The organism is Hydrogenophaga taeniospiralis CCUG 15921, from assembly GCF_001592305.1.
Classification (GTDB): domain Bacteria; phylum Pseudomonadota; class Gammaproteobacteria; order Burkholderiales; family Burkholderiaceae_C; genus Hydrogenophaga; species Hydrogenophaga taeniospiralis.
In genome coordinates, this window is record NZ_BCWR01000018.1 from 107,051 (window position 1) to 129,965 (window position 22,915).

General features: G+C 67.2%; 21 protein-coding genes. 6 read left to right on the forward strand and 15 right to left on the reverse strand.

From position 1 onward, the window contains the following. Window positions 1-2: 2 nt before the first annotated feature. The 6 genes from xylB to tal form a co-directional block, all read right to left on the reverse strand. A complete protein-coding gene (gene xylB, locus HTA01S_RS19700; RefSeq protein WP_068174451.1) occupies window positions 3-1,451 on the reverse strand; it encodes a xylulokinase in 1,449 nt (482 codons plus the stop codon). An 8-nt stretch (window positions 1,452-1,459) separates the two neighbouring features. Then, window positions 1,460-2,629 (reverse strand): ROK family transcriptional regulator, encoded by a 1,170-nt coding sequence (locus HTA01S_RS19705; protein ID WP_068174600.1) that lies wholly within the window; start codon window positions 2,627-2,629, stop codon window positions 1,460-1,462. A gap of 21 nt (window positions 2,630-2,650) precedes the next feature. Then, window positions 2,651-3,433 carry an ATP-binding cassette domain-containing protein gene (locus HTA01S_RS19710; protein WP_068174452.1) on the reverse strand — a complete coding sequence of 261 codons (783 nt, stop codon included), beginning with the start codon at window positions 3,431-3,433 and terminating at the stop codon, window positions 2,651-2,653. Then, the gene (locus HTA01S_RS19715; RefSeq protein ID WP_068174602.1) at window positions 3,430-4,566 is read right to left on the reverse strand and encodes a sugar ABC transporter permease; all 1,137 of its coding nucleotides are present in this window, start codon (window positions 4,564-4,566) and stop codon (window positions 3,430-3,432) included. Before HTA01S_RS19715 ends, HTA01S_RS19710 begins: the two co-directional genes overlap by 4 nt. Window positions 4,567-4,818: 252 nt before the next feature. Next, window positions 4,819-5,838: a D-xylose ABC transporter substrate-binding protein gene (gene xylF / locus HTA01S_RS19720; protein WP_068174453.1), complete on the reverse strand. Its 1,020-nt coding sequence runs from the start codon at window positions 5,836-5,838 to the stop codon at window positions 4,819-4,821. A gap of 267 nt (window positions 5,839-6,105) precedes the next feature. Beyond that, window positions 6,106-7,047: a transaldolase gene (gene tal / locus HTA01S_RS19725; RefSeq protein WP_068174454.1), complete on the reverse strand. Its 942-nt coding sequence runs from the start codon at window positions 7,045-7,047 to the stop codon at window positions 6,106-6,108. A gap of 70 nt (window positions 7,048-7,117) precedes the next feature. Between tal and HTA01S_RS19730 the strand changes: the two genes are divergently transcribed. Then, the gene (locus HTA01S_RS19730; protein ID WP_068174455.1) at window positions 7,118-7,966 is read left to right on the forward strand and encodes a MurR/RpiR family transcriptional regulator; all 849 of its coding nucleotides are present in this window, start codon (window positions 7,118-7,120) and stop codon (window positions 7,964-7,966) included. 21 nt (window positions 7,967-7,987) lie between these two features. Here the strand turns inward: HTA01S_RS19730 and fabF are convergent, their stop codons facing one another. Then, window positions 7,988-9,286, reverse strand: a complete 1,299-nt coding sequence (fabF, locus tag HTA01S_RS19735; protein ID WP_068174456.1) for a beta-ketoacyl-ACP synthase II — start codon at window positions 9,284-9,286, stop codon at window positions 7,988-7,990. Between the two features lie 113 nt (window positions 9,287-9,399). Between fabF and HTA01S_RS19740 the strand changes: the two genes are divergently transcribed. Continuing rightward, complete coding sequence (locus tag HTA01S_RS19740) at window positions 9,400-10,005, forward strand: TetR/AcrR family transcriptional regulator (RefSeq protein ID WP_068174457.1); 606 nt, start codon at window positions 9,400-9,402, stop codon at window positions 10,003-10,005. A gap of 91 nt (window positions 10,006-10,096) precedes the next feature. Here the strand turns inward: HTA01S_RS19740 and HTA01S_RS19745 are convergent, their stop codons facing one another. The 6 genes from HTA01S_RS19745 to HTA01S_RS19770 form a co-directional block, all read right to left on the reverse strand. Further along, entirely contained in the window at window positions 10,097-11,152 is a 1,056-nt protein-coding gene (locus tag HTA01S_RS19745) for an ABC transporter ATP-binding protein (RefSeq protein ID WP_068174458.1), read from the reverse strand. 100 nt (window positions 11,153-11,252) lie between these two features. Next, entirely contained in the window at window positions 11,253-12,251 is a 999-nt protein-coding gene (locus tag HTA01S_RS19750; protein WP_068174459.1) for an ABC transporter ATP-binding protein, read from the reverse strand. 124 nt (window positions 12,252-12,375) lie between these two features. Continuing rightward, complete coding sequence (locus tag HTA01S_RS19755) at window positions 12,376-13,287, reverse strand: ABC transporter permease (protein ID WP_068174460.1); 912 nt, start codon at window positions 13,285-13,287, stop codon at window positions 12,376-12,378. 139 nt (window positions 13,288-13,426) lie between these two features. Continuing rightward, window positions 13,427-15,004, reverse strand: a complete 1,578-nt coding sequence (locus tag HTA01S_RS19760; RefSeq protein ID WP_068174461.1) for an ABC transporter substrate-binding protein — start codon at window positions 15,002-15,004, stop codon at window positions 13,427-13,429. A 37-nt stretch (window positions 15,005-15,041) separates the two neighbouring features. Beyond that, the gene (locus HTA01S_RS19765) at window positions 15,042-16,280 is read right to left on the reverse strand and encodes a M20 aminoacylase family protein (RefSeq protein WP_084236358.1); all 1,239 of its coding nucleotides are present in this window, start codon (window positions 16,278-16,280) and stop codon (window positions 15,042-15,044) included. 26 nt (window positions 16,281-16,306) lie between these two features. Then, complete coding sequence (locus HTA01S_RS19770; RefSeq protein WP_068174463.1) at window positions 16,307-17,287, reverse strand: ABC transporter permease; 981 nt, start codon at window positions 17,285-17,287, stop codon at window positions 16,307-16,309. A gap of 474 nt (window positions 17,288-17,761) precedes the next feature. On the opposite strand from HTA01S_RS19770, the gene HTA01S_RS19775 reads away from it, so the two are divergent. Continuing rightward, complete coding sequence (locus HTA01S_RS19775; protein ID WP_068174464.1) at window positions 17,762-18,100, forward strand: ComEA family DNA-binding protein; 339 nt, start codon at window positions 17,762-17,764, stop codon at window positions 18,098-18,100. A gap of 62 nt (window positions 18,101-18,162) precedes the next feature. Here the strand turns inward: HTA01S_RS19775 and purN are convergent, their stop codons facing one another. Further along, window positions 18,163-18,765, reverse strand: coding sequence for a phosphoribosylglycinamide formyltransferase (gene purN, locus HTA01S_RS19780; protein ID WP_068174465.1), 603 nt, complete (start codon window positions 18,763-18,765; stop codon window positions 18,163-18,165). A 13-nt stretch (window positions 18,766-18,778) separates the two neighbouring features. On the opposite strand from purN, the gene HTA01S_RS19785 reads away from it, so the two are divergent. The 3 genes from HTA01S_RS19785 (at window position 18,779) to HTA01S_RS19795 (ending at window position 21,979) form a co-directional block, all read left to right on the forward strand. Next, entirely contained in the window at window positions 18,779-19,507 is a 729-nt protein-coding gene (locus HTA01S_RS19785; RefSeq protein ID WP_068174466.1) for a YceH family protein, read from the forward strand. An 80-nt stretch (window positions 19,508-19,587) separates the two neighbouring features. Continuing rightward, on the forward strand, window positions 19,588-20,769 hold the full coding sequence (locus HTA01S_RS19790; RefSeq protein ID WP_068174467.1) for an acyl-CoA dehydrogenase family protein: 1,182 nt from the start codon (window positions 19,588-19,590) through the stop codon (window positions 20,767-20,769). A 94-nt stretch (window positions 20,770-20,863) separates the two neighbouring features. Further along, window positions 20,864-21,979: an acyl-CoA dehydrogenase family protein gene (locus HTA01S_RS19795; RefSeq protein WP_068174468.1), complete on the forward strand. Its 1,116-nt coding sequence runs from the start codon at window positions 20,864-20,866 to the stop codon at window positions 21,977-21,979. 353 nt (window positions 21,980-22,332) lie between these two features. Here the strand turns inward: HTA01S_RS19795 and HTA01S_RS19800 are convergent, their stop codons facing one another. Next, window positions 22,333-22,890, reverse strand: a complete 558-nt coding sequence (locus tag HTA01S_RS19800; RefSeq protein WP_068174469.1) for an HNH endonuclease — start codon at window positions 22,888-22,890, stop codon at window positions 22,333-22,335. Window positions 22,891-22,915: the final 25 nt, after the last annotated feature.

Genomic DNA, 22,915 nt, shown 5'->3' on the forward strand with positions numbered 1-22,915 from the left:
CATCACGCAGTTCGGTACAGGGAACGGAACTGCGCGTAACGGGGTTCGAGCAAGGCCTGCTCGGCGGCATCGGGGTGGTAGCTGGCTTCGATGGCGGGGCTCTGGCACACGGTGCTCTGGGGCGCTCCGGTGGCCAGCCAGCCCAGGCGTGCAGCCCCCAAGGCACCGCCCACGGCGGAACTGCCATGGGTCACGACCTCGGTGTTCAGCGCGCTGGCCAGCTGCTGCGCCCAGAAGGCGCTGCGGGCGCCGCCGCCCACCAGGGACAGGCGGTTGACGCGGCTGCCCGCGGCGTTGAGCGCGGCCAGGCCGTCTTTCAGGCCAAAGCTCACGCCTTCGATGACGGCGTAGCCCAGGCGGGCGGCGTCGGTGTCAAAGCTCAGTTGGTGAAAGCTGCCCCGCACATGGGCGTCGTTGTGCGGGGTGCGCTCGCCGCCCAGGTAGGGCAAGAACAGGGGCGCGGCGGCACGCTCGGCCAGCGAGAGTTCGGCGGCCCGGCCGGCCACCGCACCGGCGTTCGGCGCGCCCAGCAGGTCGGTCACCCATTGCAACGAACTCGCGGCCGAGAGCATCACGCTCATCTGGTGCCAGCGGTCGGGCACGGCGTGGCAGAACGCGTGGGTGGCGCTGGCGGCGTTGGGCTGGTAGCTGGGCGTGACGACGAACAGCACGCCGCTGGTACCCAGCGAGAGAAAGCCCTGGCCCGCCTCCACCGCGCCCATGCCCACGGCGCTGGCCGCGTTGTCGCCACCGCCACCGGCCACGACAATGCCCGCCGGCAGGCCCAGGGCCTGCGCCACCTCGGGTCTCAGGAATCCGCCGGGTGCACTGCCTTCCACCAGGCGCGGCATGTGGGCCTCGGTGAGGCCGGTGAGCGCCAGCAAATCGCTGGACCAGGTGCGCTGCCGCACGTCCAGCCACAGGGTGCCGCTGGCGTCGGACAGGTCGGTCACGTACTCGCCGGTGAGCATCAGCCGCACATAGTCCTTGGGCAACAGCACCTTGGCCACGCGCTGAAAGATGTCGGGTTCGTGCCGGGCCACCCAGCGCAGCTTGGGCGCGGTGAAGCCGGGCATGGCCAGGGTGCCGGCCAGATCGGGCAGGCCGGGCAGCTCGGCCATCATCTCGGCGCACTCGGCGGCGCAGCGGGTGTCGTTCCACAGAATGGCAGGGCGCAGCACCTGGTCCTGAGCGTCCAGCAGCACGGCGCCGTGCATCTGGCCCGACAGGCCGATGCCCTGCGCCGCCGCATAGGCCTTCGGATGGTCAGCGCGCAACTGCGCCAGCGCGGCCTGCGTGGCGGCCCACCAGTGATGTGGGTCTTGTTCGCTGTGGCCCGGTTGCGGGCGCGACACGGTAAGGGCGGCGCCGGCCGACCCCAGCACGGTGTGGTCGGGGGCCAGGAGCAGCACCTTGACTTCGGAGGTGCCGACATCGATACCGATGAACATAGATGGGGTTACGCGGTAGGGGTTGAAGGAGTTACAGGGGCGCCGGTGGCGCGCGAGACCGCTCCAGCCGCCGGCGCGTGCATGGGCCGCAGGTCGTGGTACAGCACCAGCGCGGCCGCGCCCACGGCCGAGGCCAGCAGCCCGTAGCGCGCGGCGCGCACCGGGGGCGCAGGCACGCCGGCACTGGTGGCGTAGCCCTGCAAGGTGGCCCGTGCCACCTGCACGATGCCGGGATAACGTTCGCACGAGAGGCCACCCACCACCAGTGCGCTGGGGTTGAAGGTGGTCCACAGGTTTTGCAGCACCACGCCCAGGGTCTGCCCACCCTGCGCGGGGTCGGCCAGCCGGGCCAGAGCGCGGGCGCCAATGAAGGTTTCGGCGCAGCCCCGGCGACCGCAGGAGCACAGCAACCCATCGATCTGCAGGATGCTGTGGCCGATTTCGCCGGCCATGCCCTGCACGCCGGTGAACAGGCGGTCGTTGAGCACAATGCCCGCGCCCACCCCGGCACTGCAGGTCACGAAGATCAGCGAGTCCTGCGCATCGCCCTCGGAAAACTCGTACTCGCTCAGGGCCGCCGTGTCGGCCTCGTTCTGCACATGCACGGCCACCGGGGGCACGCCCGCCTGGTCCAGCGCCTGGGTGATCAGGGGCACGAAATCCACGTTGCGCCAACCCAGGTTGGGCGCAAAGCGCAGCATGCCGCTGGCCTCGTCAAAAGCGCCGGGCAAGCCCACCCCCACGCCCTGGAGCTGCACGCCCTGCCCGGCGAGCTGTGCCTGGGTCTGCGCTACCAGGCCGGCGGCCTGGCGGCACACCACCTCGGGCTCGCTGCCGGCCAGCGGCTCTTCCCGCGCGCACAGCACCTCGCCGATAAGCGACACCCCGACCACGCGCAAGGCCTCCACCGCCACTTCCACGCCGATCATGCCGCGGCGGCTGCCATCGATGCGCAGTGGGGTGGACGGGCGCCCCAGCCCCTGGGCGGCGGGCACGTCGCCCTCGGTCACCCAGCCCTCGTCGATCAGCTCGCGCACCAGCAGGCTCACCGTGGACTTGGTCAGCCCGCTCTCCTGCGCCAGCTGGGCGCGGGAGCGCCCGCTCTGGCGGCGCAGCAGGCGCAGCAGCACGCTGCGGTTGATGCGCTTGACGAGTTGTTGGTCACCGGTGGTTTTCATGGTGTTGAAGCGGCGCAGCACTCACAGGCTGTGGGTCTGCGTTTTTCCTTCGGGTTGTTTGCCCGCGATGATCATGCCCAGGACCTCGTCCTCGGTGACGTCGGCGGTGCGGTAGCTGCCCACCAGTTTGCCGTTTTTCATCACGGCCAGACGATCGCTCAGGCCAAACACGTCGGGCATGTCGTGGGTGATCAGGAAGATGCCCACGCCCTCGGCCTTGAGCTGGCGCACCAGGTTGCCCACCATCGCTGTTTCTTCCGGCCCGAGTGCCGCGGTGGGCTCGTCCATGATCAGGATGCGCGCGTTGAAGTAGATGGCGCGCGAGATCGCCACCACCTGGCGCTGCCCGCCCGAGAGGCGGCGCACCGGCGTGCGCACGTTCTTGAAGTTCTTGTTCAGGCGGTGGAACACCTTGCGGGCGTCCGCGTCCATGCGGTGGTCGTCCAGCGTGTTCCAGCGCGTGAGCAGCTCGCGGCCGAGAAACAGGTTGGCCACGGCGTCGAGGTTGTCGGCCAGCGCCAGGGTCTGGTAGATCGACTCGATACCACAGCGTTGCGCGTCCACCGGGGTGCGGATGTGGGCCTTCTCGCCGTTGATCAGCACCTCGCCGCTGTCGATCGGGTAGGCCCCGGCCAGCATCTTCATCAGGGTCGACTTGCCCGCCCCGTTGTGGCCGAGCAGGGCCACCACTTCGCCGGGGTAGAGGTTGATGCTCACGTTGTCGACCGCCTGCACGCCGCCAAAGGCTTTGCCGATCTGGCGCATCTCCACCAGCGGGGTGGTGGTGTTCTTCAGGGCGCTCATGCGGCGTCTCCCGTCACACGTCGGTAAATCACGTCAAACACCACCGCAACGATCAGCACCTGGCCGATGATCACGTAGCGCACGCCGATGGACACGTCGAGCAGCAGCATGCCGCTGTCGATGCTCTGCATGATGAGCGCGCCCAGCACCGAGCCCAGAATGGAACCGCTGCCGCCCGCCAGCGCGGTGCCACCGATCACGGCCGCGGCAATCACGAACAGCTCCATGCTGGTGCCCAGCGAATTGGTGCCCGCGTTGAGCCGGGCGATCGACACGATGGCGGCGATGGTGATCAGCACCCCCAGCAGCGCGAACAGCATCAGCGTGACCCGACGCACCGGAATGCCCACCAGCGCGGCGGCCTCGGGGTTGCCGCCCATGGCGAAGATGTAGCGGCCAAAGCGGGTGCGCCGCACGATGAAAGACAGCACCACGGCCACCGCACCCCAGATCAACACCGGAATGGGAATGCCCTGCGGCACGTCCTTGCCGGGGATCTGGTAGGCGTTCATGGTCGCCACGAAGCCCAGCACGATGGCCACGGGCACCAGCACGATGGCGGCGTCCAGCCACAGCGGGTTGTTGGGCACCTCGTAAGAGGCCCTGGCCCGGCGCCGCGCCCAGGTCAACGCCACCAGGGCCAGCACGATCACACCGGCCAGCAGCCAGCTCGGCCCCACGCCAATGGCGCCGTCATAACCGCCGCCCAGGCGCAGGAAAAACAGATCGTTCACCGGCTGGGTCTTGCCATCGGCCACCAGAAAGGCCGCGCCACGAAACGACATCAGGCCGCCCAGCGTCACCACGAACGAGGGCACGCCCAGCTTGGCCGTCAGGGCGCCCTGGTACAGCGACACCGCGATCGCCACCGCCAAGCCCGCCAGCGAGGCCGACACCCAGTGCCAGCCGGCGGTGTACATCAGGGTGGCGATCAGCACACCCACGAAACCCATGACCGAACCCACCGACAGGTCGATGTGCCGGGCCACGATGACCAGCACCACCACGGTGGCCACGATGCCCACCACCGCCGTCTGCTGGGCGATGTTGTAGAGATTCTCGGGCGACAGGAACAGCCCGCCCGACAGCACGTTGAACACCAGGGCAATGGCCACCAGCACCACGCCCATCATCACCAGGCGCCAGTCGATGGCTGCGTGCTTGAGCGAATTCAAAAACGGATTCACATGCGTTCTCCGCAGGACAAATAGAAAAACCGCGGACCGACCCCAGCCCGCGGTTCAAGGGCTCTTTTTCAGTTCTCTACCGCGCCACAGGAGGCACGCGGGGCGTCCACCCAGGGCACCCGCGGAACTGGCTCCGCCAGGCCGCTGGGCGCGCCCCCCTGGAGGGGGGAGCCGCGCAGCGGCACAAGGGGTGCTTTTTTACTTGCAAGCGGCCGGGCCCTTGGCGGCGTCCACACCCTTGCAGAGGTCTTCCTTCTTGATCCAGCCGGCTTTCACGACCACATCCAGGTTCTTGGCGGTGATCGCCACCGGCTTGAGGAACTGGGCCTGCAGGGCCACCTTCTTCTCACCACCGTTCCAGGTCTGGGCGCCCGCCACCTTCTGGCCCTTGGCCAGGGTCACGGCGGCGGCGGCCGCATCACGGCCCAGGTCGCGTGCGTCTTTCCAGACCGAGACAGTCTGCGAACCCTGGGCCACGCGGTTGAGCGCTGCATGGTCACCGTCCTGGCCCGACACGGGGATGCCCTTGATGCCCTTGGCGTTCAACGCGGCCACCACGCCACCGGCGGTGCCGTCGTTGGAGGCCACCACGGCATCCACCTTGCCACCGGTCTTGGTGAGGATCTGCTCCATGTTCTTCTGGGCGACTTCGGGCTTCCAGCCCTCGGTGTATTCCTCGCCCACGATCTTGATGTCGCCCTTCTTGACGGCGGCATCGATGATCTCCTGCTGGCCACCGCGCAGGAAGTCGGCGTTGGGGTCGGTCGGCGAACCCTTGATCATCACGTAGTTGCCCTTGGGCTGGGCTTCAAAAATGGCGCGTGCCTGCATGCGGCCCACTTCCACGTTGTCGAAGGTGATGTAGAACACGCCGGGCGCTTCGATCAGGCGGTCATAGGCCACCACGGGAATCTTGCGCTGATTGGCCTTGTTCACGGCGGGCAGGATGGCGTCCTTGTCCATGGCCAGGATGATCAGCGCCTTGGCGCCCTTGGAGATCAGGCTGTCGATGTCGGCCAGCTGCTTTTCCGGGGAACCACCGGCATCGGCGCTGATGTAGCTGGCACCGGCCTTGGCCAGCTGTGCCTTGATGGCGGCCTCGTCGGTTTTCCAGCGCTCTTCCTGGAAGTTGGACCAGCTCACGCCCACGACCTGGGCGAACGCGCCCGCAGCGGCCATGCTCAGGGCAAAAGCGGTCAGAGTTGTCTTCAGTTTCATCAATGTCTCCGGTGGTTCGGCCTGTGCCAGGCCTGTGTGGTTGTGAAAGGGCCCTTCGGGGCCATCGTGCTCCACCCAATGCAGCACGGTGCATTTTGTAAGGACGACGAACTAATTATTCTGGGCCGCCGATGGAAAGCGAATAGGGACAAACCCGACATAGTTTGTTGATCAAACTTAATTCGGGCAAGCGACAAGTATCCCGAAAGCAAAAGGCCCCCGCGAGTCGCCTCGCGGGGGCCTTTTTCGTTGCCCGGCGACGGCCGTTTACGACATCAAGCCTTCGAGCTTGATCGTGTCCGCCACGAACGCACGGATGCCCTCGGCCAGCTTCTCCGTGGCCATGGCGTCTTCGTTGAGCGCGAAGCGGAAACCCGCTTCGTCGTACTGGACGAACGGGATGTCCATGGCCCGCGCGGCGTCGGCGTCCAGCGCCTGGGGCAGCGCGGCCTCGCTGGCCGCCAGTTGCGCCAGCAGATCGGGGCTGATGGTCAGCAGATCGCAACCGGCCAGGGCCGTGATCTGGCCCACGTTGCGAAAGCTCGCGCCCATCACCTCGGTGGCGATGCCGTGCTTCTTGTAGAAGTTGTAGATCGCGCGCACCGACTTCACGCCGGGGTCGTTCGCGCCCGCGTTGGCGGCTTCGTCCCAGCCGGCGCCGGCGCTCTTCTTGTACCAGTCGTAGATGCGACCGACGAACGGGGAGATGAGCTGCACCTTGGCCTGGCCGCAGGCCACGGCCTGGGCAAACGAAAACAGCAGCGTGAGGTTGGTGTGGATGCCCTCACGCTCCAGCCGCGCGGCGGCCTGGATGCCCTCCCAGGTGGAGGCGATCTTGATCAGCACACGGTCGATGTGCACGCCCTCGCCCTGGTACAGCTCGATGATGCGGCGCGCCCGCGTCACGGTGGCCTCGGTGTCGAAGCTCAGACGGGCATCCACCTCGGTGGACACGCGGCCCGGGATGTGTTTCAGGATCTCGCAGCCGAAGCTCACGAGCAGGCGGTTCATGGTTTCGTCCAGCCCTTGCGAACGGTATTTCGACACCGCGTCCTGCAGCAGATGGGCGTAGTCGGGCTTCTGCACCGCCTTCAGGATGAGCGACGGGTTGGTGGTCGCGTCCCGGGGTGAAAAGGCCGCGATCTGGTTGAAATCACCGGTGTCGGCGACCACGGTGGTGAGCTGTTTGAGTGCGTCAAGCTGGTTCATTCCGCCATTATCGGGTGTAATAAGGTTTCATATCCGCCATGTAACTGGTTTCGTAACCCGCTTGTTCCCCATGCTCGACCGCATCAAAGCCTCCCTGCCCTCGCTGGCCCCCGCCGAACAACGGGTGGGCAAACTCGTGCTGCTCGACCCGCGCAGTTTCGCCAGCCTGCCGGTGTCCGAACTGGCCGACCGCGCCCACGTGAGCAAGCCCACGGTGGTGCGCTTCTGCCGCAGCATGGGCTACGACGGCCTGTCGGACTTCAAGCTCAAACTGGCCGGCACGGTGAGCGAAGGCGTGCCCTTCATCCACCGCAGCGTGGACGTGGACGACAAGGTCGGTGACGTGCTGGTCAAGGTGATCGACAACACCGTGGCGGCGTTCCTGAAGTACCGCAACGACGCCTCCACGCATTCGATCGAGAAGGCGGTGGACGCCCTGCTGGCCACCTACAAAAACCGGGGTCGCATCGAGTTCTACGGCGCCGGCAACTCGGGCATCGTGGCGCAGGACGCGCAACACAAGTTCTTCCGCCTGGGCATCAACGCCATCGCCTACAGCGACGGCCACATGCAGGTGATGAGCGCCTCTCTGCTGGGGCCGGGCGACTGCGTGGTGATCATTTCCAACTCGGGCCGCACGCGCGACCTGATGGACGCGGCCGACATCGCCCGCAAACACGGCGCCACCGTGATCGTGATCACCGCCAGCGGCTCGCCCCTGGCCGCGTCCGGCCATATCCACCTCTCGGCCGACCACCCCGAAGGCTACGACCGCTACAGCCCCATGACCTCACGGCTGATGCACCTGATGGTGATCGACGTGGTGGCCACCTGCGTGGCGCTGCGCATCGGTGGCAGCAAGCTGCAACCGCTGCTCAAGGAAATGAAGAACAACCTGCGGAGCAAGCGCTACACCTGAGCGCTGCGAGGCACTCGCCGCCTACGCGGTGGCGGGCACCCAGCGCTTGAGCAGCAGCGAGGCGTTCACCCCGCCGAACCCAAAGCCGTTGAGCATGGCGTGCTCCAGGGCCATGGCGCGGGGGCGGTGCGCCACCATGTCCAGGCCCTCGGCCAGTTCGTCGGGGTGATCCAGGTTCAGCGTGCCGGGCACCACCTGGTCGCGCAGGGCCAGCGTGGTGAAGATCGCTGCCACGGCGCCCGCCGCCCCCAGCAGATGCCCCGTGGCCGCCTTGGTTGACGCAATGGCCACCGACCTGTCCGTGCCGAACACCCGGCGGATGGCGGCGAGCTCGCCCCGGTCGCCCACGAAGGTGGAGGTGGCATGGGCGTTGAGGTGTTGCACCTGACGGGCCGCCAGGCCGGCCTGGGCCAGCGCCATCTCCATGCTGCGGCGCGCGCCGTCCCCGTCCTCGGGCCCCGAGGTGATGTGGTACGCATCGGCCGAGGTGCCGTAGCCCACCACCTCGGCCAGCGGCGTGGCCCCCCGGGCCAGCGCATGGTCAAGCGATTCGAGCACCAGCATGCCGGCACCCTCACCCATCACGAAGCCGTCGCGCGCCGCGTCGAAGGGCCGTGAGGCCTGAGCGGGGTGGTCCGCAAAACCGGTGGAGAGCGCCTTGGCCGCGGCGAAGCCGCCCAGGCTCACGCGGTCGATGGTGGCTTCGGTGCCACCGCAGACGGCCACGTCCGCCTCACCGCAGCGGATCAGGCGCGCGGCGTCGCCAATGGCCTGCACGCTGGCCGCACATGCGGTGACGGGCGCGCCCAGCGGGCCCTTGAGCCCGTGGCGGATGGACACCTGGCCGGCGGCCAGGTTGACCAGAAAGGACGGCACGGTGAACGGCGACAGGCGCTGCGGCCCGCGCGCATCCGTGGTGCGCACGGCCTCGGCAATGGCACCGAAACCGCCGATGCCCGATGCGATGACGGTGGCCGTGCGCTGCTGGTCGTGCGCCTCGGTGGGCGCCCAGCCCGCCTGCGCCAGCGCCTGCTGCGCCGCACCCAGGGCGAAGGGAATAAAGCGGTCCATCTTGCGTTGGTCCTTGGACGAGGCGACGGTGTCGGGGTCCCAACCACCCTCGGGGTCGTCGGCCAGCGTGGGCACCGCGCCGCCCACCTTGGCGGCGATGCCGTCCACCACCGCATCGGGCAGCCGCCGCAGGCCCGATGCGCCCTGCAAGAGGCGGCGCCACGCCAACTCCACCCCACAGCCCAGGGGCGACACCAGCCCCATGCCCGTGATCACCACGCGCCGAAGCGCTCTGTTGTTGCCATCCATCGTCTTTGACCCTTGGGTTGCTGCGCGACAAAAGCTCGCGCATTTATGATTACAACCATCATCATAAGTGCATCGACGCATTTTGCGTATGGTCATCATCAAAAGAGGCAGCCATGAAAGTCTCCAAAGCCCAGTCTGCGGAAAACCGCCAGGGCATCCTCGATGCGGCGTCGCGCCTGTACCGCGAGCGCGGGCTCTCGGGCGTGGGCGTGGCCGACATCACGCGCGACGCGGGCCTGACCCATGGCGGGCTGTACCGGCACTTCGAGAACAAGGATGCGCTGGTGCGCGAAGCCTGCGCGCGGGCATTCGACTGGTCGATGACCCCGCTCGACGGCTCGGGCGTGGACACGGGTTCCGGTCCCCAGGGTCTGGCGGCACGGGTGGCGGGCTACCTCTCACCCCAGCACCGCGACCATCCGGGTGAGGGCTGCCCCGTGGCCGCGCTGGCGGTGGACGCTGCGCGGGCGGGCGGTGATCTCTCCGAGGTCTTTGCGCAGGGCATCGAGCGCAACATCGAGCGCTTTGCGCGCGTGATCGAAGGCCTGGAACAGGGCAAGCCGAGCCCCGAAGGACGCGCGCGCGCCACGCAGATGCTGGCCACCATGGTGGGCGGCCTGGTGCTGGCGCGCGCCACGGCGGCGGGGCGGCCAGCACTTTCGGACGAGATTCTCGCCACCTTGCGCGAGCATCTGATCGGGCCGCCCGAACAACGGTAAAACCGATGCAGGCGCGGGCCAGCCCCGGCGTCCCATGCCAAGCCCTCCGGAGCCGCCTTGGCATGCGCAGGCCGCCACGGGGAAGACCTCTCTAGGAAATGCGGCCCTCTTCCACCGCGTGACAGGCCACGCGCACCCCACCCAGGGTCACCAGCACCGGCCGCTCGTTGCGGCAGCGGTCATTCGCATGGGGACACCGTGGGTTGAAAGCACAGCCCTCCGGCGGATTGAGCGGGTTGGGCACCTCGCCCGAGACCGGCGTGCGCGCACGCCCGGTGTCGTGCATCTTCGGAATGGCGTCGAGCAGCATGCGCGTGTAGGGGTGGCGCGGCGTGTCGAACAGCGTGTGCTTGGGCGCCAGCTCCACCAGACGGCCGAGGTACATCACGCCCACCTGGTCGCTCACATGGCGCACCACGGCCAGGTTGTGGCTGATGAAGAGGTAGGTCAGCCCGCGCTCGCGCTGCAGGTCTTTCATGATGTTGAGCACCTGGGCCTGCACGCTCACGTCCAGCGCGCTGGTGGGTTCGTCACACACCAGGAACTCCGGCTGCGTGGCCAGTGCGCGCGCGATCGAGATGCGCTGGCGCTGACCGCCCGAGAACTGGTGCGGGTACTTCACGCGGTCGTGCGGCGACAGCCCGACCGAATGCAGCAGCGCGTCGACCCGCGCCCGCAGGGCCACGGGCTCGGTCTCGATGCCGTGCTCGCGCAGCGGCTCGGCGATGATGTCCTCCACCACCCAGCGTGGGTTCAGGCTGGCGTACGGGTCCTGAAAGATCATCTGGATGCGGCGGCGCAGCTGGCGCCCTGCGGGCGTCTTGAACGCAGCATGCGCGTCCTGCCCGTCGAACTCGAAGCCGCCGCGGGTCGGTTCGTACAGCCCCACCAGCAGGCGCGCGACCGTGCTCTTGCCGCAGCCGGACTCGCCCACCAGCGCCAGCGTCTGGCCACGTGGAATGTCGAACGACACGCCATCGACCGCGCGCAGCAGCTGGCGCGGCTGGCGTTCGAGCACGCGGTTGAGCCAGGGGGCGGACACGTCAAAGGTCTTGGCGAGATCGGTGGCGCGCACCAGCGGCGCCTCGGCCTCTGGCAGGCCCTCGGGCGGCAACGCGGGTGTCTGGGTCGGGTTCACTTCGGGCATGTGGCGCCTCACCGCCGGATCGGTCAGGTCAGCGCTCATGGGACGACCCTCCGTGCTGCGCACTGCGGGGCTGAGCGCCTTCGGAACGGCCGGGCGGCGCTCATGCCACCTCCCCCTGCGCCAGGGTCGGCGCCGCGGACGACCCGGCGTGCAGCCAGCAGGCCGCCCGCGTGACGCCCGCGGGCATCAGGTCCGGGCGCTCGGCGTGGCAGCGCGCGAACACCCGCTCGCAGCGCGGGTTGTAGGCGCATCCCGGGGGAATGGCGTTCAGGCGCGGCATGGCACCGTCGATCTGATGCAGCCGCTCGCGGTCCACGCTCATGTCGGGAATGCAGGCCATGAGCCCGGCGGTGTAGGGGTGGGCCGGGTGGTTGATCACCTCGTGCACCGGGCCGATCTCGGCGATGCGCCCGGCGTACATCACGGCCACGCGGTCGCAGGTTTCGGCGATCACGCCCATGTCGTGCGTGATCAGCATCACGGCGGCGCCGCGCTCTTTGCAGATGGTCTTGAGCAGCGTGATGATCTGCGCCTGGATCGATACGTCCAGCGCGGTGGTCGGCTCATCGGCCACGATCAGCTGCGGCTCGGCCGCCAGCGCCAGCGCGATCACCACCCGCTGGCGCATGCCGCCCGAGAACTGGTGCGGGAAGTGGTCGATGCGCTGCTCGGCCGCCGGTATGCCGGTGTCGCGCAGCAGCTGAATGGCGCGTTTGCGCGCTTCCGCCGGGTTCACCGGCAGGTGGGTGATGATGGTTTCGGTGAGCTGGCGCCCCACCGAATACAGCGGGTTCAGCGAGGTCAGCGGGTCCTGGAAGATGGCGCCGATCTTGCGCCCGCGCACCTTGCGCATCTCTTCATGGGGCAGGTTGTCGATGCGTCGACCCTCCAGCCGTATCTCGCCGGACGCCACGCGCCCGGGCGGCTCCAGCAGACCGATGATCGAGGCCCCGGTGAGCGACTTTCCCGCGCCAGACTCGCCCACCACGCCCAGGATTTCACCGGGCGCGATGTCGAAGGAAATGTCGTCGAGGGCGCGCAGCGTGCCGCGCCGGTGCGGAAATTCGACGACCAGGTTGTTGACTTGCAGCAGGCTCATGGGTAGTTCACAGCGAGGCCGCACGAAGCGCGTGCCTTGTTCAGCACACACCGTGGAACCGGCTTGGCCGGGCCACTGGTGTGGTCCCCCTGGGGGGAAGACGCGAAGCGGCGCAGGGGGGTCGTCATCTCAGTCTCGGGTTGAGCGCATCGCGCAGCCAGTCGCCCAGCAGGTTCACGGAGAGCGCGATCAGCACCAGCATGGCGCCCGGGAAGATGGTGATCCACCACTCGCCGGAAAACAGGTAGTCGTTGCCCACCCGGATCAGGGTGCCCAGCGAGGGCGAGGTGGGTGGCGCGCCCACGCCGAGAAACGACAAGGTGGCCTCGGTGATGATGGCGGTGGCGACCTGGATGGTGGCCAGCACCAGCACCGGGCCCATCACGTTGGGCAGCACATGGCAGCGCATGATGCGCAGCGGCGCCACACCGGTCACGCGCGCGGCCTGCACGTACTCCTTGTTGCGCTCCACCATCGTGGAGCCTCGCACGGTGCGCGCGTACTGCACCCAGCCGGTCAAGGTGATGGCGATCACCAGCACGCCAAAGGCCAGGCTGTCGTGCGCGTCGGGAAACAGCGCCCGGCCCACACCGGCGATCAGCAGCGCCACCAGGATGGACGGGAACGACAGCATCACGTCGCACAGGCGCATGAGCACACCATCGACCCAGCCGCCCAGGAAACCCGCCAGCAACCCCAGGGCCACGCCGATTACCACCGAGAGCAGCACCGAGGCGAGGCCCACCGCCAGCGAGATGCGCGCACCGTACATCAGGGCCGAGAGGATGTCGCGCCCCTGGTCGTCGGTGCCGAGCAGGAAGTCGCGGCTGCCGCCCTCGCTCCAGGCCGGCGGCAGGCGCGCGTTGGACAGCTCCAAGGTGGCGAGGTCAAACGGGTTGTGCGGCGCCACCCAGGGCGCGAACACCGCGCAGAACACGCAGACCAGGGCGATCACCGCGGCCACGATGGCCGTGGGCGAGGTGCGAAAACTGTGGCCGACATCGCTGTCGAGCCAGCGGCGAGCAAAGGCGATCAAGTGAGGTGCTTTCGATGGGAGTGAACCAGCCAGTGGGCGGAACAGAAGGGAAGCCCATCCAGGGCCTGCGCGGAACCGGCTCCGCCGGGCCGCTGCAGGCGTCCCCCTGGGGGGAAGCCGCGCAGCGGCGCAGGGGGGGTCACTTCGTGGACATATAGCGGAACGGCATCTGGTTGTCGGCGCGCTGCGTCAGTTGCACATTGCTGCCCACGCCCCAGGCCAGGGCCTGCTGGTGCAGCGGCAGGTGGCCGATGTCATCGGCGTGCAGCTTGAAGGCTTCCTTGATCATGGCGTCGCGCTTGGGCTTGTCGGTCTCCGACTGGATCTTGAGCGTGAGCGCATCCACCTGGGGGTTGCAGTAGGCACCCAGGTTGAACTGGCCGGAGCCCTTGTCGTCCACGCAACGGATCAGCGCGTTGAGCACGTTGTGCGAGTCGTAGGTGCTGGGCGACCAGCCCAGCAGGTAGAAGCTGGTGTCGCGCTTGAGGACCTTGGGGAAATAGGTGCCCTTGGTTTCGACCTGCAGGTTGACCTTCACGCCAATGCGCGCGAGGTTGGCCGCCACCGCCTGGCAGATGTTGCCGTCGTTCACGTAGCGGTCGTTCGGGCAGTTCATGCCCACCTCAAAGCCGTTGGGGTAGCCGGCATCGGCCAGCAGCTTCTTGGCCGCGGCCGTGTCGTAGGGCAGGCGTTTGTCCATGGTGGGGTCGTAGCCGTTGACGCCGGGGCCCACCAGCAGGGCCGCGGGCGTGGCCGCGCCGCGCATCACGGTCTTCTGGATGCCTACGATGTCGATGGCCTGGTAGAAGGCCTGGCGCACGCGCTTGTCCTTGAACGGGTTCTTGCCCTTGACGCTCGAGTACAGCAGCTCGTCGCGCTTCTGGTCCATCCCCAGGAAGATCCAGCGCAGTTCGGGGCCCTGCAACACCTTGGACTTGCCGCTGGCGTTGATGCGCGCCACGTCCTGCACCGGCACGGGCTCGATCACGTCCACCTGGCCCGACAACAGGGCCGCCACGCGCGTGGAGTCGTTGCCGATGGGCGTGTATTCGACGTTCACCACGTTGCCTTCGATCTTGCCCCAGTAGCTTCCATTGCGCACGAAGCTCGTCTTCACGTTCGGCTGGCGCTCACGCAGGCGGAACGGGCCGGTGCCGTTGGCGCGGAACGAGGCCGCGTTCTCGATGCCCTTGCGGCGATCCACCGGGCGCGTGGCCTGATTCTCCTCGCACCACTGCTTGCTCATGATGTAGAAGAAGGAGAGCTGGTCGGGCAGGATGGGGAACGGCGCCTTGGTCTCGATCTCGACCGTGAAGTCACCGACCTTGCGCGCTTCCTTGATGTCGTTGGTGTAGGAGCGCATGTCCGAGCCATCACCGGCGCCGCGGGCCAGGCTGAAGAGCACGTCGTCGGCTGTGAACGGCTTGCCATCGTGGAATTTCACGCCTTTGCGCAGCTCGAAGCGCCAGACGGTGGGTGACACCTGCTTCCAGCTCGTGGCCAGCGCGGGCACCAGTTTCAGGTCCTTGTCGCGGGTCACCAGGGGTTCGTACACATTGCCGGTGACGCTGAGTTGCAGCGATTCGTTGAGCGAATGCGGGTCCATCGACAGCGCGTCGCCCTGGTTGCCGATGCGCACCGTCTGCGCGTGGGCCGCCCCCAGGGTGGCCAGTGCGGCCGCCATCAGACCGGCCGTCAGCGTTTGCTTGAACTTCATGAGTCGCTCCTGTGGTTGTTGAACGGAAAAGAAAACCCTATGCCGCTTCGTCCAGAGGCATGCTCTGCTCGATCAGGCTGGCGTGCAGCGCGGCGCCCAGCGGCAGCACATCGTCGTTGAAGTCGTAACGGCTGTTGTGCAGAAAGCAGCTACCCACCCCGTTGTCGGCGCCCTGCCCCAGCCGCAGGTAGGCGCCCGGCTTGACCTGCAGCATGAAGGAAAAATCCTCCGCGCCCATGCTGGGCTCCATGTTGCGGTCCACGTGGTCGTGGCCCACCAGCTTCTGCGCCACGTCGGCGGCGAACCGTGCTTCGCTGCGGCTGTTGATGGTGGCCGGGTAGATGCGCTCGTAGTTCACATGGGCGGTGGCGCCCAGGCCCAGCGCCACGCCGGAGCAGACCTCCTGCAGACGGCGCTCCACCAGGCTCTGCACCTCGGGGTTGAAGGTACGCACGGTGCCTACCAGCGTGGCCTTGCCCGGCACCACGCTGAACGCGCCCAGGTCGCCGGCCTGCATGGCGCACACGCTGATGACCGCGCTGTCGATCGGGCGCACGTTGCGCGAGACGATGCTCTGCAAGGCGGTGATGATGTGGGCCGACACCAGCACCGGGTCCACCGTCTGGTAGGGGTGCGCGCCGTGGCCGCCCTTGCCGATGATCTCGATGGTGATGCGGTCGGCCGACGCCATCATGGGCCCCGGGTTCACCCCCACCGTGCCGGGCTTCATCTGCGGCCAGTTGTGCATGCCGAAGACCGACTGCACCGGGAAACGCTCGAACAGGCCGTCTTCGATCATGGCCTTGGCGCCAGCAAAGCCTTCTTCGCCGGGTTGGAAGATCAGCACGGCCGAGCCGTCGAACTGCCGCGTCTCGGCCAGGTAGCGCGCTGCCCCCACCAGCATGGCGACGTGGCCGTCGTGGCCACAGCCGTGCATGAGGCCGGGGTGGGCGGACTTCCAGGCAAAGTCGTTGTGCTCGGTCATGGGCAGCGCGTCCATGTCGGCGCGCAACCCCACCATGCGGCCCGGCGCGGCGCCGCGCCGGTGCGTGCGACCGTGGATCACGCCGACCACGCCGGTCTTGCCGATGCCGGTGTGGATCTCGTCCACGCCACAGACCTTGAGCGACTCCACCACGCGCTGCGCGGTGTAGTGCTCCTCGAAGCCGATCTCGGGGTGGGCGTGCAAGTCGCGCCGCAGCGCGATCAGCTCGGGGTGCTGGGCCGCGATGTGCGCGAAAGCGCGGCCGTGGGCTTTGATGCGGGGTGACAGCATGTTTTTCGGTTTGTTGGGGCTGGTCATCAGTGACCCCCCGCTTTTTCGACGCGCAGGCGTGGGTCGACCGCGAAATACAGCAGATCGACGACGAGATTGATGACCACGAAGATGAGCGCGATCAGGCACAGGTAGGCCGCCATCACCGGGATGTCGGCAAACGTCACCGCCTGGATGAACAGCAGCCCCATGCCGGGCCACTGGAACACCGTCTCGGTGATGATGGCAAAGGCGATCAGCCCGCCCAGCTGCAGGCCGGTGATGGTCATCACCGGCACCAGGGTGTTTTTCAGGGCGTGGCCGAAATGCACCGCGCGGTTGGTCAGGCCACGGGCACGCGCGAACTTGATGTAGTCGGTGCGCAGCACCTCCAGCATCTCGGCCCGCACCAGACGCATGATGAGCGTGAGCTGGAAGATGGCCAGCGTGACCGCCGGCAGCACGATGTGGTGCCAGCCCGTGGCGTTGAGCAGGCCGGTGGTCCACCAGCCGATCTGCGTCACCTCACCCCGACCAAAGCTCGGGAACCAGCCCAGGTTGACCGCGAACACCAGGATCAGCAGGATGCCGATCAGGAAGGTGGGCAGCGACACACCCAGCAGCGACACCGTCATGAACAGTTGGCTGATCAGCGTCCCCCGCTTGAGCGCGGCGTACACCCCCATGGGAATGCCCACCACCAGCGCCATCACGGCGGCCACCAGAGACAGCTCCAGCGTGGCCGGGAAGCGCTCCGCGATCAGGCGCGAGACCTTCGCGCCCTGGCGCAGGCTCAGGCCGAACTCGCCCTGCGCGGCATTGACCAGGAAATGCCAGAACTGCACGAAAAACGGCTGGTCCAGCCCCAGGTCGGTGCGCAGCTCGCGAATCTGCTGTGGCGTGGCGTCCTGACCGAGCAGGAACACCACCGGGTCTCCCACGTACTGGAACAGCATGAACGCGATCAGCGCCACGCTGATCATCACCACCACGGCCTGCGCCAGTCGCCTGAGAATGAATGCAAACATCGTTGAAGAAATAAAGAGAGGGTCGCTCACCGGTCCGGGAGCGACCCTCTGCTGTCAGGCAAATCCAGTTTAGCTTGATCGCATGCCAGCCCGGCGCGGCGGTCGGCCCAGCGCATCCGCTCGGCTGCGTCACTATGCAACATCTGTTCCCGCCCTTGATCGGGCCTAACCCCTACGCTTGGCCACCACGCCGCCAAGGGTGTCGCCGGGGGGACGCCCCGGCGGACTTCTTCCCGGGTCTTGCCGACCTCCAGCGCCATCCGGTGTGGCCGATGCCCGTCACCCGGGGCGAGGCCGACGCAAAATGACAACAATTTTCTACATTTTTTGAATTTTTTATGCATTTTTTAACCACTACAGATTAGATTTCGCACTGGTGGTCACAAGCCACCCGTCAACGGGCCTGTCACACCGTTTGCCGATGGACCCGCTGGTGTTTCGTCCACATTCCATCAAATCAATTCAGGAGGATTCATGCTGAAAAAAGCACTGGCCATGATCATGGCCCTCATCTGCGCCACGGCCTTCGCCGCTGTTGACGTGAACAACGCCACCGTGGCCGATCTCGACAGCATCAAGGGCATCGGCCCCGGCACATCGGCCAAGATCCTGGACGCGCGCAAGAGCGCCAAGTTCAAGGACTGGAACGATCTGATCGACCGCGTGCCCGGCATCGGCCCCAAGCGCGCCGGTGCGCTCTCCAACGAGGGGCTGACCGTCAACGGCGAAACCTTCAAGGCCCCCGCCTCGCCCGCGGCCAACAAGAAGGCCAGCAAGCCGGCCGCCCCATCCGCCGAGTCCGGCAAGTCCTGACGGCAGGCCGCCAGAAACACAAAAACCCGCTTCGGCGGGTTTTTGTGTTTCTGGACGGGGGTTCAAACGCAGAGCAAGCGCCGCACCGCCCGGGGGTAGATCAGGTGCTCCTGGGTCAGCACGCGCGCGGCCAGCGACTCGGCGGTGTCGTGCGGCAGCACCGGCACCACAGCCTGCTCCAGGATGTCGCCGTCGTCGAGTTCGGACGTGACGCGGTGCACCGTGGCGCCGGCGAACCTGCAGCCGGCGTCGATCGCGCGCTGGTGGGTGTTCAGGCCGGTGAACGCCGGCAGCAGGCTGGGGTGGATGTTCACCAGCCGTCCGGCGTAGTGCTGCACAAAACCCGGCGTGAGGATGCGCATGAAACCCGCCAGCACGACCAGCGCCGGGTGGCCGTCGGGGTCGTGGCCGTCGATGCGCTGCATCAGCGCCGCGTCAAACGCCTCGCGGCTTGAAAAGCCCTTGTGGTCCACCACGTCGGTGGCGATGCGCCGCGAGCGCGCAAAATCCAGCCCCTTGGCATCGGGCTTGTTGCTGATCACGGCGGCCACCCGGGCCCCGCAGACCTCGTGCCAGCGCTGTTGGTGCGCGGCGTTGACGATGGCGGCCATGTTCGAGCCGCCGCCCGAGATCAGAATCACGATGTTTTTGCTCACTTGAGACATACGAGGAAGTGTAATGACCCAGTTTCCCAGCACCGCCCCCACCGGCCCGCGTGTGCTCGACTTTCAGCAGCGCCCGCTGACCACCGCACAGGCCCGCGTGCTGGGCACCTTGATGGAGAAAGCGCGTACCGTGCCCGACAGCTACCCGCTCACGCTCAACAGCCTGCAGTCGGGCTGCAACCAGAAGTCCAGCCGCGAGCCGGTGCTGCAGCTCACCGAGAGCGAGATCAGCGAAGCCATCGACGGCCTGCGCCAGTCCAGCCTGGTGTTCGAGACCAGCGGTGGACGGGTCACGCGCTACGAACACAACTTCATGCGGGGGGTGGGCGTGCCCGAACAGTCCGCCGTGCTGCTGGGTCTGCTGATGCTGCGCGGCCCGCAGACCGCCGGGGAGCTGCGCCTGAACACCGAGCGCTGGTACAAGTTCCTCGACATCGCGTCGGTCGACGCCTTCCTGGAAGAACTGCAGGACCGTTCGCCCGACAAAGGCGGCCCCCTGGTAGTGAAGCTGCCCCGGGCGCCCGGCGCGCGCGAGCAGCGCTGGGCCCATCTGCTCTGTGGCCCGGTGGACGCCACCGCCCTCGCTGCGAGTGGGGCCCCGGCGGCGTCGGGCGCCACCGAGGAAGACATGATCACCCTGGCCCGCCGCGTCTCGGCGCTGGAAGACAGCCTCGCCCTGCTCCAGGCGCAACTGCAGAACCTGCACGAACAGCTGGGTCTGTCGCAGCCCGGACAGGGATAAAACGAACGGTCGTGCCAAACTGCGGGGCTGCTTCGGGCTCCCCCATGCGATGCCCGGGCGAACCGCACCAGGAGACACACATGGATTTGGCATTCACGCCCGAAGAACAGGCGTTTCGCGAGTCGATTCGCGCCTGGGTCAAGGACAACCTGCCCGCCGACATCGCCCACAAGGTCCACAACGCCCTGCGCCTCTCGCGCGACGACATGCAGCGCTGGGCCAGGATCCTCGGCAAGAAGGGCTGGCTAGGCTACGGCTGGCCCAAAGAATTCGGCGGTCCGGGCTGGACAGCCGTGCAAAAGCACCTGTTCGAGGAAGAATGCGCGCTCGCTGGTGCACCACGCATCGTGCCCTTCGGCCCCGTGATGGTGGCGCCGGTGATCATGGCGTTCGGCAACCAGGCACAGCAGGAACGCTTCCTGCCCGGCATCGCCAGCGGCGACGTCTGGTGGAGCCAGGGCTACAGCGAGCCGGGTTCGGGCTCGGACCTGGCCTCGGTCAAGACCCGCGCCGAGCGCCAGGGTGACCACTACCTCGTCAATGGCCAGAAGACCTGGACCACGCTGGGCCAGTACGGCGAATGGATCTTCTGCCTGGTGCGCACGTCCACCGAAGGCAAGCCGCAGACCGGCATCAGCTTCCTGCTGATCGACATGGCATCGCCCGGCGTGAGCGTGCGCCCGATCAAGCTGCTCGACGGCGAATGCGAGGTCAACGAGGTCTTCTTCGACAACGTGAAAGTGCCCGCCGAGAACCTGATCGGCGAAGAGAACAAGGGCTGGACCTACGCCAAGCACCTGCTCAGCCACGAGCGCACCAACATCGCCGACGTGAACCGTGCCAAGCGCGAGCTGGAGCGCCTGAAACGCATCGCCAAGGCCGAAGGCGTCTGGGACGACAGCCGTTTCCGCGACCAGATCGCGCTGCTGGAGGTGGATGTGGTGGCGCTGGAGATGCTGGTGCTGCGCGTGCTCTCGGCCGAGAAATCGGGCAAGAACTCGCTGGACATCGCCGGCCTGCTCAAGATCAAGGGCAGCGAAATCCAGCAACGCTACGCCGAACTCATGATGCTGGCCGCCGGCCCGTTTGCGCTGCCCTTCATCGAAGAGGCCATGGAAGCCGGCTGGCAGGGCGACTTCCCCGGCGGCGAGGTGGGCAACGCGCCGCTCGCTTCCACCTACTTCAACCTGCGCAAGACCACCATCTACGGTGGCTCCAACGAAGTGCAGCGCAACATCGTCGCCCAGACGGTACTGGGATGATTTTCCGCCGGGCCGCCCCAAGGAAAGTCGCGCCCCCTTTGGGGGGCAGCGAGCCAGGGGTGAGCGTGGGGGCTCAATTTTCTGGAGACACAACATGGACTTCGATTTTTCAGACGACCAGGAACAGCTGCGCGATGCCGTGCGCAAGTGGGTGGACAAGGGCTACGACTTCGAACGCCGCCGGGGCATCGTGGCCACGGGGGGGTTCAACCGTGCGGCCTACGGTGAGCTGGCCGATCTGGGCCTGACCGGCCTCTACGTCCCGGAAGCCGACGACGGCATGGGCATGGGCCCCGTCGAAGGCATGGTGGCCATGGAAGAGCTCGGACGCGGCATCGTGCTCGAACCCCTGGTGCAGGCGCTGATCGCGGGCGCCGTGCTGTCGGGCTACGCGCCCGCAGCCTTGAAAGCCCAGTGGCTGCCCGGCGTGGCATCGGGCGAAAGCCTGGTGGCTCTGGCCCACCAGGAACGCCGGGCGCGCTACCGGCTGGACGTGTGCACGGCGACCGCCACCGAAGCGGGCGGCGCCTGGGCGCTGTCGGGCACCAAGAGCATTGTGGCCGTGGGCGATCAGGCCGACGCCTACATCGTCCCGGCCATGGCGGGCGGCCGGCAGGCCCTGTTCCTCGTGGCGCACACGGCCGGAGGCGTCAGCGCCAGCGGCTACGCCACGCAAGATGGCGGGCGTGCCGCCGACGTGGTGTTCCGGAACGCACCGGCCCACCTGATCACCACCGACGGTCTGGCGGCCCTGGAACACGCGGTGGACATCGGTATCGCCGCGGCCTGCGCCGAGGCCGTGGGCGTGATGGACAAGACCCTGGCGATCACGGTCGAGTACCTGAACACACGCAAACAATTCGGCGTGGCGATCGCCAGCTTCCAGGCCCTGCGCCACCGCGTGGCCGACATGAAGATGCAGCTGGAACTGGCCCGCTCCATGAGCTACTACGCCAGCCTGAAACTCAATGCCCCGGCGAACGAACGCCGCGCCGCCATGGCGCGCGCCAAGGTGCAGCTGGGTCAGAGCATGCGCTTCGTCGGCCAGCAGGCGGTGCAGCTGCACGGCGGCATCGGCGTGACCGACGAATACATCGTGAGCCACTACTTCAAGAAGCTGACCCAGCTGGAAATGAGCTGGGGCGACACCCTGCATCACCTGGGCGAGGTGTCGGCGCGGATGGAAGAGACGGCGGGGGTGTTTGCCTGAATCTTCTGCTGGCAACGATCCTGAAGCCCCGCTTTGCGGGGCTTTTTCTTTTCGCTCAATGGTGTCGCGGGATCGATGAGGCGCCAGGCCTTACTCCGCTCATGTCCCCCGGCGCCGCTTCGCGGCATCTCCTCCTTTACTTTGCTGCGCAAGACCCGACGCCTCACCGATCTGCCGATGTATTGGCACTCCACCGCTGGCACGCCCGGGCGGTCGCGGCCTGAGGGCGCTGGGTGAGTGACACAGCGAAGTCAAGGAGGAGACAAGGGCGCAGCCCCTGGCGGGGGACATGAGCATAGTTACTCATCCAGCGCCCTCAGGCCATTGAAGAAGCACAAGCAAGCACAACCGAGTCAGGCGTGAAGACGGGATGTCTTCGGCAGGTGCGCCATCAGGAACTCCATCTGGTCCGCCAGGATGCGGCGGTTGCGCAGGATGAAGTCCTCCCACAGGCTGGGCACGTAGGGTGCGTACAGCAGCGGCATGTGGGCCTGCTCGGGCGTGCGGTTGCCCTTGCGGTGGTTGCACGACTTGCAGGCCGTCACCACGTTCATCCACAGATCGCGCCCGTTCTGCCCCAACGGAATGATGTGCTCGCGCGTCAGTTCTTCTTCGTGGAAGTGCCCGCCGCAGTAGCCGCACAGGCAGCGGTCGCGGGCAAACAGTTTGCTGTTGGTGAGCGTGGGTCGCAGGTCAAAGGGGTTGATGCGCGGAACGCCCTGGGTGCCGATGATGGAGTTGACGGCGATGATCGACTGGCGACCCGAGATCGCGTTGTGGCCGCCGTGGAAAACGGCCACCTCGGCGCCCATCTCCCAGCGCACTTCATCCGCTGCGTAATGCAGCACGGCCTCTTCGAGGCTGATCCAGGACTGGGGCAGTCCCTGCGCCGACAGCTTCAAGACCTTCAAGACCCACCTCCATGTTGACAAACAA

Bases quoted from the DNA above. Each gene is read 5' to 3' on its own strand.
- xylB (WP_068174451.1), bottom strand. From the start codon at position 1,451: ATGTTCATCGGTATCGATGTCGGCACCTCCGAAGTCAAGGTGCTGCTC.
- HTA01S_RS19705 (WP_068174600.1), bottom strand. From the start codon at position 2,629: ATGAAAACCACCGGTGACCAACAACTCGTCAAGCGCATCAACCGCAGC.
- HTA01S_RS19710 (WP_068174452.1), bottom strand. From the start codon at position 3,433: ATGAGCGCCCTGAAGAACACCACCACCCCGCTGGTGGAGATGCGCCAG.
- HTA01S_RS19715 (WP_068174602.1), bottom strand. From the start codon at position 4,566: ATGATGGGCGTGGTGCTGGTGGCCATTGCCCTGGTGTTCAACGTGCTG.
- xylF (WP_068174453.1), bottom strand. From the start codon at position 5,838: ATGAAACTGAAGACAACTCTGACCGCTTTTGCCCTGAGCATGGCCGCT.
- tal (WP_068174454.1), bottom strand. From the start codon at position 7,047: ATGAACCAGCTTGACGCACTCAAACAGCTCACCACCGTGGTCGCCGAC.
- HTA01S_RS19730 (WP_068174455.1), top strand. From the start codon at position 7,118: ATGCTCGACCGCATCAAAGCCTCCCTGCCCTCGCTGGCCCCCGCCGAA.
- fabF (WP_068174456.1), bottom strand. From the start codon at position 9,286: ATGGATGGCAACAACAGAGCGCTTCGGCGCGTGGTGATCACGGGCATG.
- HTA01S_RS19740 (WP_068174457.1), top strand. From the start codon at position 9,400: ATGAAAGTCTCCAAAGCCCAGTCTGCGGAAAACCGCCAGGGCATCCTC.
- HTA01S_RS19745 (WP_068174458.1), bottom strand. From the start codon at position 11,152: ATGCCCGAAGTGAACCCGACCCAGACACCCGCGTTGCCGCCCGAGGGC.
- HTA01S_RS19750 (WP_068174459.1), bottom strand. From the start codon at position 12,251: ATGAGCCTGCTGCAAGTCAACAACCTGGTCGTCGAATTTCCGCACCGG.
- HTA01S_RS19760 (WP_068174461.1), bottom strand. From the start codon at position 15,004: ATGAAGTTCAAGCAAACGCTGACGGCCGGTCTGATGGCGGCCGCACTG.
- HTA01S_RS19765 (WP_084236358.1), bottom strand. From the start codon at position 16,280: ATGCTGTCACCCCGCATCAAAGCCCACGGCCGCGCTTTCGCGCACATC.
- HTA01S_RS19770 (WP_068174463.1), bottom strand. From the start codon at position 17,287: ATGTTTGCATTCATTCTCAGGCGACTGGCGCAGGCCGTGGTGGTGATG.
- HTA01S_RS19775 (WP_068174464.1), top strand. From the start codon at position 17,762: ATGCTGAAAAAAGCACTGGCCATGATCATGGCCCTCATCTGCGCCACG.
- purN (WP_068174465.1), bottom strand. From the start codon at position 18,765: ATGTCTCAAGTGAGCAAAAACATCGTGATTCTGATCTCGGGCGGCGGC.
- HTA01S_RS19785 (WP_068174466.1), top strand. From the start codon at position 18,779: ATGACCCAGTTTCCCAGCACCGCCCCCACCGGCCCGCGTGTGCTCGAC.
- HTA01S_RS19790 (WP_068174467.1), top strand. From the start codon at position 19,588: ATGGATTTGGCATTCACGCCCGAAGAACAGGCGTTTCGCGAGTCGATT.
- HTA01S_RS19795 (WP_068174468.1), top strand. From the start codon at position 20,864: ATGGACTTCGATTTTTCAGACGACCAGGAACAGCTGCGCGATGCCGTG.